Source organism: Sedimentitalea nanhaiensis DSM 24252 (assembly GCF_000473225.1).
In the GTDB taxonomy this organism is placed as follows: domain Bacteria; phylum Pseudomonadota; class Alphaproteobacteria; order Rhodobacterales; family Rhodobacteraceae; genus Sedimentitalea; species Sedimentitalea nanhaiensis.
Map to the genome: position 1 here is coordinate 2,907,443 of NZ_KI421509.1, position 13,292 is coordinate 2,920,734.

14 protein-coding genes and 2 pseudogenes are annotated in these 13,292 nt (G+C 63.1%); 10 read left to right on the top strand and 6 right to left on the bottom strand.

The window, feature by feature from the left end; all coding sequences use genetic code 11:
• The first annotated feature begins 44 nt into the window (after positions 1 to 44).
• From NANH_RS0116110 to NANH_RS28950, 5 genes and pseudogenes are all read left to right on the top strand, one after another.
• Positions 45 to 551 carry a DUF721 domain-containing protein gene (locus NANH_RS0116110; protein WP_027262961.1) on the top strand — a complete coding sequence of 169 codons (507 nt, stop codon included), beginning with the start codon at positions 45 to 47 and terminating at the stop codon, positions 549 to 551.
• 12 nt (positions 552 to 563) lie between these two features.
• Complete coding sequence (locus tag NANH_RS0116115) at positions 564 to 1,232, top strand: DsbA family protein (RefSeq protein WP_027262962.1); 669 nt, start codon at positions 564 to 566, stop codon at positions 1,230 to 1,232.
• A complete protein-coding gene (locus NANH_RS0116120) occupies positions 1,232 to 2,356 on the top strand; it encodes a CaiB/BaiF CoA transferase family protein (RefSeq protein WP_027262963.1) in 1,125 nt (374 codons plus the stop codon). The genes NANH_RS0116115 and NANH_RS0116120 overlap by 1 nt, the downstream gene beginning before the upstream one ends.
• A 262-nt stretch (positions 2,357 to 2,618) precedes the next feature.
• Positions 2,619 to 2,821: pseudogene (locus NANH_RS28040) on the top strand (IS21 family transposase); the annotation flags it as partial.
• Positions 2,778 to 3,077, top strand: coding sequence for a hypothetical protein (locus NANH_RS28950; RefSeq protein WP_169730243.1), 300 nt, complete (start codon positions 2,778 to 2,780; stop codon positions 3,075 to 3,077). The pseudogene NANH_RS28040 and the gene NANH_RS28950, both read left to right, overlap by 44 nt.
• Positions 3,078 to 3,112: 35 nt before the next feature.
• On the opposite strand, the gene lpxK is transcribed toward NANH_RS28950, so the two are convergent.
• From lpxK to NANH_RS0116155, 6 genes are all read right to left on the bottom strand, one after another.
• On the bottom strand, positions 3,113 to 4,111 hold the full coding sequence (gene lpxK, locus NANH_RS0116130; protein WP_027262965.1) for a tetraacyldisaccharide 4'-kinase: 999 nt from the start codon (positions 4,109 to 4,111) through the stop codon (positions 3,113 to 3,115).
• Positions 4,098 to 5,333: a 3-deoxy-D-manno-octulosonic acid transferase gene (locus NANH_RS0116135; protein ID WP_051372480.1), complete on the bottom strand. Its 1,236-nt coding sequence runs from the start codon at positions 5,331 to 5,333 to the stop codon at positions 4,098 to 4,100. The genes lpxK and NANH_RS0116135 overlap by 14 nt, the downstream gene beginning before the upstream one ends.
• 4 nt (positions 5,334 to 5,337) lie before the next feature.
• Positions 5,338 to 5,580 (bottom strand): DUF4170 domain-containing protein, encoded by a 243-nt coding sequence (locus NANH_RS0116140; protein ID WP_027262967.1) that lies wholly within the window; start codon positions 5,578 to 5,580, stop codon positions 5,338 to 5,340.
• Positions 5,581 to 5,646: 66 nt separating this feature from the next.
• Positions 5,647 to 6,435 (bottom strand): 3'(2'),5'-bisphosphate nucleotidase CysQ, encoded by a 789-nt coding sequence (locus NANH_RS0116145; RefSeq protein WP_027262968.1) that lies wholly within the window; start codon positions 6,433 to 6,435, stop codon positions 5,647 to 5,649.
• Complete coding sequence (locus NANH_RS0116150) at positions 6,422 to 7,768, bottom strand: TldD/PmbA family protein (protein ID WP_027262969.1); 1,347 nt, start codon at positions 7,766 to 7,768, stop codon at positions 6,422 to 6,424. Before NANH_RS0116150 ends, NANH_RS0116145 begins: the two co-directional genes overlap by 14 nt.
• Before the next feature lie 174 nt (positions 7,769 to 7,942).
• Positions 7,943 to 9,469 carry a hypothetical protein gene (locus tag NANH_RS0116155; protein ID WP_027262970.1) on the bottom strand — a complete coding sequence of 509 codons (1,527 nt, stop codon included), beginning with the start codon at positions 9,467 to 9,469 and terminating at the stop codon, positions 7,943 to 7,945.
• Positions 9,470 to 9,594: 125 nt separating this feature from the next.
• Here NANH_RS0116155 and NANH_RS26470 point away from each other — a divergent pair.
• From NANH_RS26470 to NANH_RS0116180, 5 genes and pseudogenes are all read left to right on the top strand, one after another.
• Positions 9,595 to 10,361, top strand: a pseudogene (locus NANH_RS26470) (SDR family oxidoreductase).
• Positions 10,358 to 10,978, top strand: coding sequence for an enoyl-CoA hydratase/isomerase family protein (locus NANH_RS0116165; RefSeq protein ID WP_027262971.1), 621 nt, complete (start codon positions 10,358 to 10,360; stop codon positions 10,976 to 10,978). The pseudogene NANH_RS26470 and the gene NANH_RS0116165 overlap by 4 nt, the downstream one beginning before the upstream one ends.
• A gap of 369 nt (positions 10,979 to 11,347) precedes the next feature.
• The gene (gene hemP, locus NANH_RS28045) at positions 11,348 to 11,512 is read left to right on the top strand and encodes a hemin uptake protein HemP (RefSeq protein WP_074920624.1); all 165 of its coding nucleotides are present in this window, start codon (positions 11,348 to 11,350) and stop codon (positions 11,510 to 11,512) included.
• A 5-nt stretch (positions 11,513 to 11,517) separates the two neighbouring features.
• Positions 11,518 to 11,979, top strand: a complete 462-nt coding sequence (locus tag NANH_RS0116175) for a hypothetical protein (protein ID WP_051372638.1) — start codon at positions 11,518 to 11,520, stop codon at positions 11,977 to 11,979.
• Between the two features lie 11 nt (positions 11,980 to 11,990).
• A complete protein-coding gene (locus NANH_RS0116180; protein ID WP_027262973.1) occupies positions 11,991 to 13,253 on the top strand; it encodes an imelysin family protein in 1,263 nt (420 codons plus the stop codon).
• Positions 13,254 to 13,292 lie beyond the last annotated feature (39 nt).

Consider the following 13,292-nt stretch of genomic DNA (forward strand, 5'->3'; position numbering starts at 1 on the left):
TCGTTCGTTCACTACATTAGGCGCAACTGCAACGGAAACCAGTCATGGCACGTCGGCAATCGTCTACACGCGGCTTCACGCGCACCGCCAGCGTTCTGAGCGAACGCATTCGTCGCGCAGGCGAAAGCCGCGGATTTGCGGTTTCGCGCATTCTGACCCATTGGGCCGAGATCGCCGGCCCCGAGATCGCTGCCATCGCACGGCCGGTCAACATCGGCTATGGGCGGGGTGGGCTTGGGGCGACGCTGACGGTGCTGACAACGGGGGCTCAGGCCCCGATGCTGGAGATGCAAAAGGAAAAGCTGCGTGAAAAGGTCAACGCGGTTTATGGCTATAATGCCATCAGCCGGGTGCGTATCACCCAGACCGCGCCGACCGGATTTGCCGAAGGACAGGCGGTGTTTCTGGCCCAGCAGGCGCCACCGCCGCCGGAACCCGACCCCGAAACGACCGCGCAGGCGGCCAGCGCTGCCCGCCCGATCGAAAATGATGAACTGCGTGCGGCCCTTGAACGGCTGGGCCGCAACGTTCTAAGCAAGCCGAAACACTGAGAAAGGCAAGACATGAACCGAAGATTTGCTCTGATGGGTGCCGCGACCGCGATTGCGGTGGGTGGATTTGCTTTCAAGTCCGGCACCGGATCGCCCATCGGCAATCTGCTGGTCGGGGAGGCCAATGCGCAGGACGCTGCCAATGTCGATACCTCGACCATCGTCGAGATGGTGCAAGGCGCCGAGGACGCGCCGGTGACGATCATCGAATATTCTTCGTTTACCTGCCCGCATTGCGCCGCGTTCCACGAGGGCGCGTATCAGGACATCAAGAAGAACTATATCGACACCGGCAAGGTCAAGCTTATCTACCGCGAGGTATATTTTGACCGTTACGGGTTGTGGGCATCGATGGTGGCGCGCTGTGGTGGTGCAGAAAAATTCTTTGGCATCAGCGAGCTGATGTTCAAGAGCCAGAGCGATTGGGCCCGCGCCGGGGACGGCAACGCCATCGTTGCCGAGTTGCGCAAGATCGGCAAGATGGCCGGGCTGGAAGACGCTACGCTGGACGCCTGCATGCAGGACGGCGAAAAAGCGCAGACCCTGGTCGCGTGGTTCCAGAAAAACGCCGAAGCGGATGAGGTGAATTCCACGCCCAGTTTTATCGTCAATGGCAAGAAGGTCGCGAACCAGCCCTATGCCGATTTCGCGGCCCTGATCGACGCAGAACTGGGCGGCTGATGATGGCTCCACTGACCGGGCTGAAAGTCATAGAGCTTGCCCGCGTTCTGGCTGGCCCCTGGGCCGGTCAGACCCTGGCGGATCTGGGGGCCGAAGTGATCAAGGTCGAAGCCCCGCGCGGAGATGATACCCGCGCATGGGGGCCACCGTTTGTGAAGCGCGGCGAAGACGAGTCGTCAGCCTATTACCATTCAGCCAACCGGGGCAAGGCGTCGATCATTGTCGATCTCGCGTCGGCCGAGGGTCAGGCGCGCCTGCGCGAGCTGGTCAGGGATGCCGATATCCTGATCGAGAATTTCAAGGTCGGCGGGCTGGCCAAATACGGCATGGATTTTGAGAGCCTGTCCAAGGTCAATCCGCGCCTGATCTATTGTTCGATTACCGGGTTCGGTCAGACCGGACCCTATGCCCATCGGGCCGGGTATGATTTTATCATCCAGGGCATGTCCGGGCTGATGTCCATCACCGGCGAGCCGGATGGACAGCCGCAGAAATCCGGCGTGGCGATCACCGATCTCTTCACCGGCGTCTACAGCGTTGCGGGCATTCTGGCGGCGCTGCATCAGCGCGACCGCACCGGCCGGGGGCAGCATATCGACATGGCGCTGCTGGATGTGGCGGTGGCGGTTACCGCCAATCAGGCGCTGAACTATCTGACAACCGGGATGCCGCCGCAGCGAATGGGCAATGGGCATGTGAACCTGACGCCCTATCAGGCGTTCGATTGCGCCGATGGCCATATCATCATCGCCACCGGCAATGATGCGCAGTATCAGCGCCTGTGCCGCCTGCTGGGGCTGGACGACATGGCCCAAGCGCCCGAGTTCGCCACTAACAAGGACCGGCTGGCCAATCGTCGGGTGATGATCGCGCGGCTGAATGGTGCGACTGTGGGCTGGACCAAGGCCGAACTGCTGTCCGGTTGTGAGGCCCAGGGTATTCCGGCCGGGCCGATCAACGATCTGGCCGAGGTGATGGCCGACCCGCAAGTGGTCGCGCGCGGCTTGCAGATCGAGTTGGACGGAGTGCCCGGCGTGCGGGCTCCGTTCACCTTTTCCGATGCCGAATTATCGCTGCACCGCCCGGCGCCGAAACTGGGCGAGGATGACGCGGCGGCGCTTTGAGGCGGTATTTCGGTGACGGTGCGCCTGTGGCGGATACGATGTCTCGCGTTCAGGCCACTGTTCGTTATCTCCCAGTCCGATACCGGAAGAGACCGACAGCGCGCGGCCTGTCCAGGATCGCCCGGCGGGTAGGGGGGAATACCGGATGACCCGCGGCGGCGTTTGGAGCGGTGCCGCCAATCGTCGATCGCGGATTTTCTGACCTGGCGTTCGGTTGGGAAATGGCTGGCGATGTCATCGGCGCGCTGAACGAAGGGGCCTCGCGGCCTCGGTCGTCATCAACATCCTGGCCCGACATCGTGAGACGCCGCCGCCGCTGGCCATCGATACGCGGGACGCGTTGCGACCGGCCTGCGGGGCCGTGGCCGATTGCAAACGCTACGACGGCCCAACCATGGAAAGATCACGGGTGCTAGGCGCAATGAGCCCGCTGAAGCCTTGCCGCATGAAGGCCGCCTGCGATGAGATCATCGCGACAGCGGTGAGGCGGGACATAGGGAGCGTGTCAAAGGTGCGCGCGCGTAACCTTGAAACTGCCCTCGCGCTCGTCATGATGGACGATGTGGAGGGCAAGGAAAACGGTATCCAAAGAGATATAGCATTGCTCGACAAGGCGCCTGGCGCTTCGACCAAGGATGGCTTGTGCAGTGTGCGGAAATGCCCGCGCAGTTCGCAAATCAATCCATCCGATGGGCATTGCCGAAAATCCCGCAGGCCGTGAGGCGCGCCGCCCAGAAACACTGGGATTGCGTGGCGTCAGGGAGGCGGTGCCACGGCCAGGACGCGGTCGCGCAGCAGGTCGGATTGCGGGATCTGCAAGCGTACCGGAAGCGTGATCACCTTGTTGCGGAACGCAGGCGGCAAGCGGACGGCATCTTTTTCGGTGGTCACCAGCTGCGCGCCCAGCGTGCGCGCCTCGGAGTCCAGGCGTCCCATCAGAGCCGGTGTCAGCGGCTGATGGTCGTCAAGCGGTTCGCAGCGGCGCAGATCGGCCCCCAGGCTGCGCAAGGTGTCAAAGAATTTCTGCGGATGGCCGATGCCCGCAAAGGCGAGGAACGGGGAGCCGTGCCAGTCCATACCGGTTTGCAGCGGTTCGAGCACACCGGTGAGGTGGGGCACCAGTATGCTGTCGGCCCAGATGGCGGCGAATTGGCGCTGTGCCGCCTCCGGGCCAAGCGATAGGAGCAGATCCGCTCGCGCAAGCCCGGCGGCGACCGGTTCGCGCAGGGGGCCGGCTGGCAGGCAGCGGCCATTCCCGAAACCCTGAGCCGCATCGACCACGATCAGGGACAGATCTTTGGCTATTGCAGGATTTTGGAAACCATCGTCCAATACAATTATGCTGGCCCCGGCTTGTGTTGCCGCCTGTGCGCTTGCAGCGCGGTCAGCGGCCACCCAGACTTGGGCAAAGGCGGCCAGCAGCAGGGGTTCGTCGCCGACCTGAGAGGCGGTATGAATCGAGGGATCTACACAGACCGGGCCGGCGAGGCTGCCGCCATAGCCTCGGGTGAGGACATGGGGTTCGTGTCCCGCGTTGCGCAGGGTTTCGAGCAGCCAGATCACCGTTGGCGTCTTGCCGGTCCCGCCCGCATTCAGATTGCCGATGCAGATCACCGGTACCGTCGGGCGCACCGCAGCGGGTTGCGCCACACGTCGTGCCGTTGCCGCGCCATAGGCCCAGCCCAGCGGTGCCAGAACCCGCGCCCGCCAATCGGGGCGGTGCGGTGCGGTGGCCCAGAACTCAGGCGCGCGCATTGTCATGTCCTCTGTTTTCGAGAACCTCGAGGATCAGCTCGACAAGGCTGTCGGTCAGATGTGCACCTTCGGTGACGACCTCCCAACCGGCCAGCGCCATTGCCGCGGCGTGATCCGGCGCGGACAGCTGAACCACCGCCCCTGCCAGCCCGTCGCCATCCCGGACCGCCCGCGCGGCCCCCGCGGCGGCCAGGCGGGCATAGGCTTCGAGGTGATCGCCCACATGCGAGCCGTACAGCACCGCCGATCCCAGCGCCGCCGCCGCCAACGGGCTGTGGCCTCCGCTGCCCGGTACAAGCGAGCCGGCCATGAAGGTCAGTGGGGCCAGCCGGTACCACAGTCCCAGGTTGTCTTCGTCCCGTGACACCACGACCTGGGTATTGTCGTCGATTGCGTCTCCTGTATCCCAGTCGATGCTGCGCAGGTTCATCGTGGCCAACCGCTGTTTGAGGGCATCCGTGTCGGCGTCGCGATCCGTGACCACCACCAGCAGCAGGCGATGCAGAAGCCGCAGTGCCGCGCGATGAGCGGTCAGGACCTGTTCGAACTCGTCGGTGCGAAGATGCGCGGCCAGCCAGACCGGGCGGCCGGCAATATCCTTGGTCACATCGTTCAGTTCCTCGTCCGAGCAATGTGGTGGCGTGGCGCTGTTGTGCAATCGGTCGGTGGTGCGGATATCCGGTGCGCTGACCCCCATGCGGTGAAGCAGTGCCGCGCTGGCGGGGCTGCTTGCTAGGATCGCGTCAAACCGGTTCAGGCAGCTGCGCGTCGAATCAAAAAACCATTTGTGCCGACGGGTCGACAGATCTGTTTCTCCGATATCCAGCAGGATCATCGGCAGTTTCCGGGCGGCGGCCACGCCGATCAGGGTTGGCATCAGGTCGCTGCCGGTCCAGAGCATCAGGTTCGGTTGCCATTTGTCCAGAAACGCCCGTGCCGCGCCCGCCTGGTCCGGACCTAGCATAACCAGCCGGTCACACCCCTCAAGGGGCGCGGGGGCCGATCCGAAGCGGGCAGCGTCATAGGTGATCAGGAAATGCAGATCCGGCTGCAGCGACCGCAGCCGCATGCCCAGATCGCACAGGGCGGAATACCGGGCCCGATTGGTGGCATGAGCCCAGACCAGATCGCCGCTGGGTCGGGTTTGCCGGGTCTCGGGGCCGGTACGGTCCGACAGATCGGCGGATGCCTGGAACACCGCAGGACCGATCAGTGGAGCCATCAGTTCAACCCAGTTCCTCGGTCGAGGAGGCTTCGGATTCCTCTTCGCGCAGGCGGTGGATATGGGCTATGAAATAGCGCATATGCGCGTTGTCCACGGTGCGCTGTGCGTTGTCCTTCCAGGCATCAAAGGCGGATTGGTAGTCGGGGAACATGCCGACAATATGGATGTCGTTCACATCCTTAAAGGCATTCTTGCTGGGGTCGATCAATTCGCCGCCAAAGACAAGGTGAAGGCGTTGGGCCATGTCGGACTTCCTTTGCATCGAGGCACTGTCAGGGGTCGCCGCAACCTACGCCATGAGGCCTGTGCGTCAAGCCGGGACCGGGTGCAAGGCGGTGCGGATCTGAGCGTGAACCAGCGGGCCGCCCGCGACAACCCCATTCTGGGTGGGGCGCGGGTTGTTGAATCGCAATGGGCTACCGGCGCGGTCTGTGCACATTGCACCGGCTTCGCGCAGGATCAGATCGCCCGCCGCGATGTCCCATTCCCAACAGTGGCGCAGGGTCAGCATTCCGTCAAACCGCCCTTCGGCCACCAACGCCATGCGATAGGCCAACGACGGACGATGTGCGCGGGTAAAGGCGGGGACCCGCCCGCCGCGCCAGTGGCGTTCGTCCATATTGGGTCGGGTGGCCAGAATATCGGCCTTGTCCAAAATGGCCGTCTTGCTGGGTGCGATGGGCGTTGCATTGACAAACGCGCCCTGTCCGGCGGCGGCCGAATACATCAGATCGCGCATCGGCAGGTACACCACCCCGGCGGTCACCTTGCCGTGCTCGACCACGGCCAGCGCATGGGCCCAGGTGTGTCCATCTTCGGCAAAGTTGCGGGTGCCATCGATGGGATCGACGACAAAGACCCGGTCATGTGCCAGCCGGTCAGGGGTGTCCTCGGTTTCTTCGGATAGCCAGCCATAGTCCGGCCGTGCCGCCCGGAGCCGGTCGTACAGCATGTCGTTCACCGCGATATCGGCTTCGGTCACAGGACCGGCACCGTCTGGTTTGTCCCAGCGCCGTGCGGTCGATCCGGTAAAAGCAGTCGCGATCTCGCCTGCCTCGCGGGCGGCATCGATCAGCAGCGCAAGATCAGTTGCCGGCAAGGGTCATCCCTTCGATCAGCAGTGAAGGGACCACCCGTGACAGGTGCGTGCGGGCGTCGTTAGCCGGAATAATTCGGCGCAACATGTCACGCAGGTTGCCGGCAATGGTGCATTCGTTCACCGGCCAGACGATTTCGCCGTTCTCGATCCAGAAGCCAGCCGCGCCGCGCGAGTAATCTCCGGTGTTGGGGTTGATCGTGCTGCCGATCATCGAGGTCACCAACAGCCCCGTACCCATGTCCGCGAGCAACTCGGCGCGGGTTTTTTCCCCCTGGGTCAGCGCCAGGTTCCAACTGGCCGGGGAGGGTGAAGACGACACGCCGCGGGCGGCGTTTCCGGTGGGGATCATGCCCAGTTTGCGGGCGCTGGCCAAATCCAGTGTCCAGCCGGTCAGTACGCCGCTGTCCACGATGGCGCGCCGCTGGGTCGGCAGGCCCTCGGCATCGAACGGGCGCGAGCCGGAAACGCGTGGGCGGTGTGGATTCTCGATCAGCGACAGGTGATCGGGCAGGACCGGCTGGCCCAGGGCATCCTGCAACCACGAGGACCCACGGGCAATCGCGGCCCCGTTGGCTGCGGCTACAAGATGGCCGATCAGCGACGAGGAAATGCGTTCGTCAAACAGGACCGGATAGCTGCCGGTTTGAGGCTTGCGGGCGTTCAGGCGCTGTGCGGCGCGCGCACCTGCGGATCGTCCGATGTCGTCGGGGCTGCGCAGATCGGACTGGTGGCTGCGCGCGTCACCGTCATAGTCGCGCTCCATACCCGCTCCGGAGCCCGCGATGGCCACGCAGCTGACCGAGCGGCTGGTACGCGCGTAGCCCTGGCTGAATCCGTTGCTGGCCGACAGATGAACCTGGTGTTCGCCATAGGATGCATTGGCCGACTGCACCTGTGACACGTTCGCGACCGCCAGCCCAGCAGCCTCGGCACGCAGTGCGTCCCGTTCCAGCGTGGCGGGTGATGGTTCGGGCGCCGGATCGACCAGATCGAGCGCGGCGCAGTCCGGGTCCTGTGCCAACTGATCCGGGTCGGCGAGCCCAGCAAACGGATCCTCAGGCGCTTCGCGCGCCATCGCCACGGCGCGTTCCGCCATGGCCGCGAGGGTGGCAGTGCTGGTGTCGGACGCCGAAACAATGGCCTGGCGTCGTCCCAAAAACACTCGCAGACCCAGATCCACTGCTTCGGAGCGCTCGGCCTGTTCCAGCCCGCCGGCGCGCACGTCAATCGACACCGAGGTGCCACGCACCGCCAGCGCATCCGCTGCATCTGCCCCGGCCTTGCGCGCGGCCTGCAACATCGCAGCCCCGAGGACTTCTAGTGAATCTGTCATGCAGGCCTTTCCCGGACGTTGCGATCCAAAACCATGTCAGCAGCTAATCATCAGCGGGCACTGTCGCAAGACCTGACCGGCCCCGGAAGGGGATGTTGGGCGATCTGTGGTCGCAGTAAGTCCCCGCCCCGACGATTTGCAATTCTCCGGTGGCGGGGACGTGCGGGATCACGCCTATTGGATGCGTTGTCCGTTCGCCAGGACGTGACCCTGGTCGTTGATTTCGAGTTTCGAGTTCAGCGTGTCCGGCTCGGACCCTGGAACCGCCAGCATGCCCATCATCATGCGTGCGCCCATGGCTTCTTCGTTGCCGACGAAGCCCATTGCAATCAACTTGTCCAGCAAGCCGTTGCCCCCGACCAGTTGCAAGTCGACGTGGCCGGTGGGCCGGGGCATGCCGTCAAAGGTTTCGGTGTCACTGTTGTCAAAGATGAAATCGCCGGTTCCGGACAGCTTGGCTCCGACCATCGATATCAGCAGCTTGTTGATCGTCAAAGCGCTCAGCTCAACCGGGGTTTCGCCCGATGTTTCCAGCGACGCGGCCACGTTCGGGTCGAGGAAGTTGAACAGCACCTTGGCCTTGCCGGTCAGATCCAGCGCAACGGAGGCCGGGTCGCGTGGCAATTGCGCGGCGGGGTCGAACATGGCCCACAGCATGTCAGACATGGTGAAATCAGAGAGGGTCAGACCGGCGGAAAAATCCTGGTCGGCATCTGACTTGGCCACCGGAATGGCGATGTTGAAGGCTGTGACAGCCGCATTCAGCGCGATCGGGAACGGCAGTTCGGCTCCGGTCATGGTCAGCGCGGTCTGCTGCTGCTGTGCGTCATAGGCGATTTGGTTTTCGTCCATCTTGACCGCAACGCTACCCCCTTGCGAGGCGCTGGACATGGCAAACGGTGCGCCGTCGCCAATCCCCTCGGCATCCGAGCTGCCCGAACCATAATGGAACGTGCCGTCGAGCTTGAAGCCATCCGCCAACATCTGGTTCAAATCCGCCGGATCCATCTGCAAGGGGATCGCGCCGCTGCCGTCAAACCCAACATTTTGCATCTGTCCCTTGATGCTGCCCCGGTCTTCGGACTCCGGATCGTCAAAGGCAAAATCAAATGTCAGCGAATCCGCCCGCAGGCTTTGAACATAGCTGCGCACCTCGGCCAGCTGCATCTGGGTGTTGCTGGCGACCTTGGCCATCGCGACTGAGACCCGTGCCACTTCGGGTGGCACCGCTTCGTCGTCGACGACCAGCGACGTCAGGTCCAGCCCGATCCGGTCCGCGTCATAGGCATAGGTGATATCCTCGATGCTTCCGGTTGCAGTCAGGCTGCCGCCGGACTGGCTGTAGGTGATGACGCCCGATACCGGGTCTTCGCCCCCGTCCGAGCCTTCAAACGACATCGGTACGCTGTCGGGCATGGTTATGGCGACGGACCCATCGCCGTTTTCGGTGAACGCCAGACTGTCCATTTTGACCGCGAACAGTCCGTCCTCTTCGGGCATCGCCATCGTCAGGGTCATGTTCTGCACGGTCAGGGTGGTCCCGGATGACTGTTCGTCGCCGCTGACCGTATAGCCGGCCGAAGACAGATAGGTCTTCCAATCCGACCAGACATCCAGGGCCGTCAGATCCGCATAGGCGGCCTGGGTCGCAACAGCATAGGCGAGCGCGGCCCCGGCACTGCGCGCAATAAACGTGGTCATGAGTGAACCTTTCCTGACAAACTTGCGGCGCATGGTCTGCGCTTGGCGGGCGGTCGTCAAGGGGTGGACCCGTTCAATTCGCAGCATTACCACAGGGGGCAACGACAATGTGAAAGGTCAGCCAGATGGACATGAAAGACAAAACCGTACTGATCACCGGTGCCAGCCGTGGTATCGGTGCCGAAGCCGCCCGGATCTTTGCGCTTGCAGGGGCAAATGTGGGGCTGTTGGCGCGCAGTGGCAACAAGGTCGAGGCGCTGGCCGACGATCTGGGCGCGCGCGCCTTTGGCATGGCCTGCGATGTCGGCGACTATCGTCAGGTCGAGGCGGCGGTAAAGGCGAGGCGGCGGTAAAGGCCTGCGTTGACCGGTTTGGCGGGCTGGACGTACTGATCGGAAATGCCGGAGTGATCGAGCCGATCTCGCATTTGGCCAGCGCCGACCCCGAAGGCTGGGGCCATGCGGTGGATATTAACCTCAAGGGGGTATTTCACGGCATGCGCGCAGCGCTGCCGGTGATGATAGAGCGTGGCGGAGGAACCATCCTGACTGTCAGTTCCGGCGCGGCACATGGCCCGGTAGAAGCCTGGAGCCACTATTGCGCATCCAAGGCCGGCGCGGCGATGCTGACCTCTTGTGTCGACAAGGAAAACCGCGATCAAGGCATCCGGGCCATGGGTTTGTCACCGGGCACGGTGGCGACCCAGATGCAGCGCGAGATCAAATCCAGCGGCATCAATCCGATCAGCAAGCTGGAATGGGAAGACCACATTCCAGCCGACTGGCCCGCGCGTGCACTGTTGTGGATGTGCTCACCCGAGGCGGATGATTTCATCGGCACCGAGATTTCCCTGCGCGACGACGCCGTGCGTAAGCGGGTCGGGCTGGTATGATCGAACTGCACAAGGACGGTGGTCTGTGGACCGTTACACTGAACCGCCCGGACAAGGCCAATTCCCTGACCGGCGCAATGTTGACGGAACTGGCCCAGATCGCCGAATCCGCCACCGAGGCCCGCGCCCTTATCCTGACGGGAAAGGGCAAGGTGTTCAGCGCCGGGGCCGATCTGGATGAGGCCCGTGCCGGCCTGGCGACCTCCGATCTGTGGGAGCGGCTGTCCGGAGCGATCGCGCGGTTGCCCTGTCTTACGATCGCCGCGCTGAACGGCACCCTGGCCGGGGGTGCCATGGGCATGGTGCTGGCCTGCGACCTGCGCCTTGCGGTGCCGGGGGCCAGGTTTTTCTATCCGGTCATGAAGCTGGGGTTTCTGCCCCAGCCGTCGGATCCGGCGCGCATGACCGCCTTGATCGGACCGGCACGGACCCGGCTGATCCTGATGGCTGGACAAAAGATCACTGCGGACGAGGCGCTGACCTTTGGTTTGGTCGACAGCCTCGTGCCGCAGGAAAAGCTATTGGCGACCGCACGGGATTGGGCGGCCGACACGTGCGCCGCCAATCCTGCGGCAGCGACCGGAATTGCGGCTTTGTGCGGCAAGACTGTCGGTTGATTGTGAATGAATCGCCCGGTTTCCGGCCGGGCGATCCCGTCTGTTTCACCGCCAAGCCCTGATCGACCCAAGCGGCACTTTCACCAGAGTGTGCGGTCGGTTGGGCGAAAATATGATTCCGACTAAAAAACTAGGATTGACTAATCTGACAATAAAAGTCAGGTTTACCGGCGAGCCAGGATAGGGAGCGCCGCAGATGCAAGAGCAATGGAATGTCACGTTCAGCCACCCGCAGTCTTGCGGTGAACGCGAGAGCCGCGACCGTTTGCGGCCCGGACTGGCGCTCGCAGGGGCACAGCATTCCTGGCCCGCAGATTGGAACCTTGAGGTCCTTTTGGACCGCATATCCGCAGAGGAAAGGACAGACTGATGCAGGTGGAAAACAAACCTCGGATCGAAACCTCGTCGCAGACCGTCCCCAGTTGGTCCGCCGAGGATCTGACCCAGGGCGGCGCGACCGCCCGGATCAAACTGGGCGAGGCTGAATATGTGTTGCGGATCACCCGCGCCAGCAAACTGATCCTGACAAAATGAACGCGATGACGAACCCCAGGGGCGGCGCGCCGGTCGGGCATCTGGGACATTTGGGTCCGGTCGAGCAAGCCGCCGTCCGCCTGATGCGCGCCTGGAGCAACGGACCCAAAGCGCTGAGGCAAGAAATCGATGTTATCCGGGCCAACCTGGGACATGACCGTGCCGAGACGATCCGCGAAACTGTTTGCCAATTGTGCGAACTGTGCTGTCGGCATGGTCGCCGTCCGTTGATGTGCCACCAGGCAAGTTGCGCCTGCCTGGGCGCAGATGAATCCTGTTTCGCGCAGTTCGTCGCCAATGCAACCGAAGGGCGGCGCGAGGATGCGCTGCTGATGGCGACATTGTTGGTGCGGGCGGATTGCGTACTGTACCTGTTGGCCCATGCCGAAACGCTGGGTCGAATCCTGTCGCTGTATGCCTTGCGCCTGTCGGCCCGGCCTGCCGTGAAACCGAGCACATTCCACTAAAGGGACCGCCCATGAAATCTGTTCTGCTTGCAACCACGCTTTTGACATTTGGTCTTGGATCGGCAGCCATGGCGACCACTAAGGCAGAGGTGCTGACCTTCTATGCCGATATCGCTCAGGCGACCTATTCAGACAGCCTTGCCGCCGCCAGAACGCTGCAAACCGCTGTACAAACGCTGGTCTCTGACCCGACCGGGGCCAATCTCCAGGCCGCCCGCGCGGCCTGGATCGCTGCGCGTGAACCCTATCAGCAGTCCGAGGTGTTTCGGTTCGGCAATCCCATTGTCGATGACTGGGAAGGCAAGGTGAATTCCTGGCCGCTGGACGAGGGGTTGATCGACTATGTCGACGCAGCCTATGGCGGTCCGACGGATGAAAATGACTTTGCCGTGCTCAACGTCATCGCCAACCCCAGCTTTGCGTTGTCGGGCAAGACCATCGATGCGGAGCTTATCACGCCCGAACTGTTGGCGGACACCCTGCACGAGGCAGACGGGATCGAGGCCAATGTCGCCACCGGATATCATGCCATCGAATTTTTGCTGTGGGGGCAGGATCTGAATGGCCATGGTACCGGGGCAGGTGAACGTCCAGCCACGGATTTTGCCCGGAACGAGACCTGTACCGGGGGCAATTGTGACCGCCGCGCGCAATATCTGATGGCTGCGACCGAACTGTTGGTCCGCGACCTTGAATGGATGGCAGCGCAATGGCGCGACGGGGGGCAGGGCCGCAATGCGGTGACCGCAGACGAGGATGCGGGCATCGTCGCCATGCTAACGGGCATGGGCAGTCTGTCCTATGGGGAACTGGCGGGCGAACGGATGCGGCTGGGCCTGATGTTGAACGACCCCGAAGAAGAACAGGATTGTTTCTCGGATAACACTCACAACAGCCATTATTTCGACGGGCTTGGCATCCGGAACGTGTACCTGGGCAGTTATACCCGCCCGGACGGTTCGGTGCTGAGCGGGGCGTCCCTGGCGGATCTGGTGACTGAAACGGATCCTGCGCTGGATGCCGAAATGCAAGCCAGGCTGAGCCAGACCATGCAGGCCTTGGGCGCAATCAAGTCCGAAGCCGAGGCCGGTTTCGCTTACGATCAAATGCTGGAACGGGGCAACGAAAAGGGCGAAAAGCTGATCATGGGCGGTGTGAATGCCTTGGTCGATCAGGCCAAGACCATCGAGCGGGTGGTCACCGTGCTGGGGCTGGACAACATCGCGTTCGAGGGGTCGGAAAGCCTGGATAACCCTGATGCGGTCTTTCAGTGACGCCTGTGGCGCTGAACCCGGTTACCGGTGGTAAGCGCC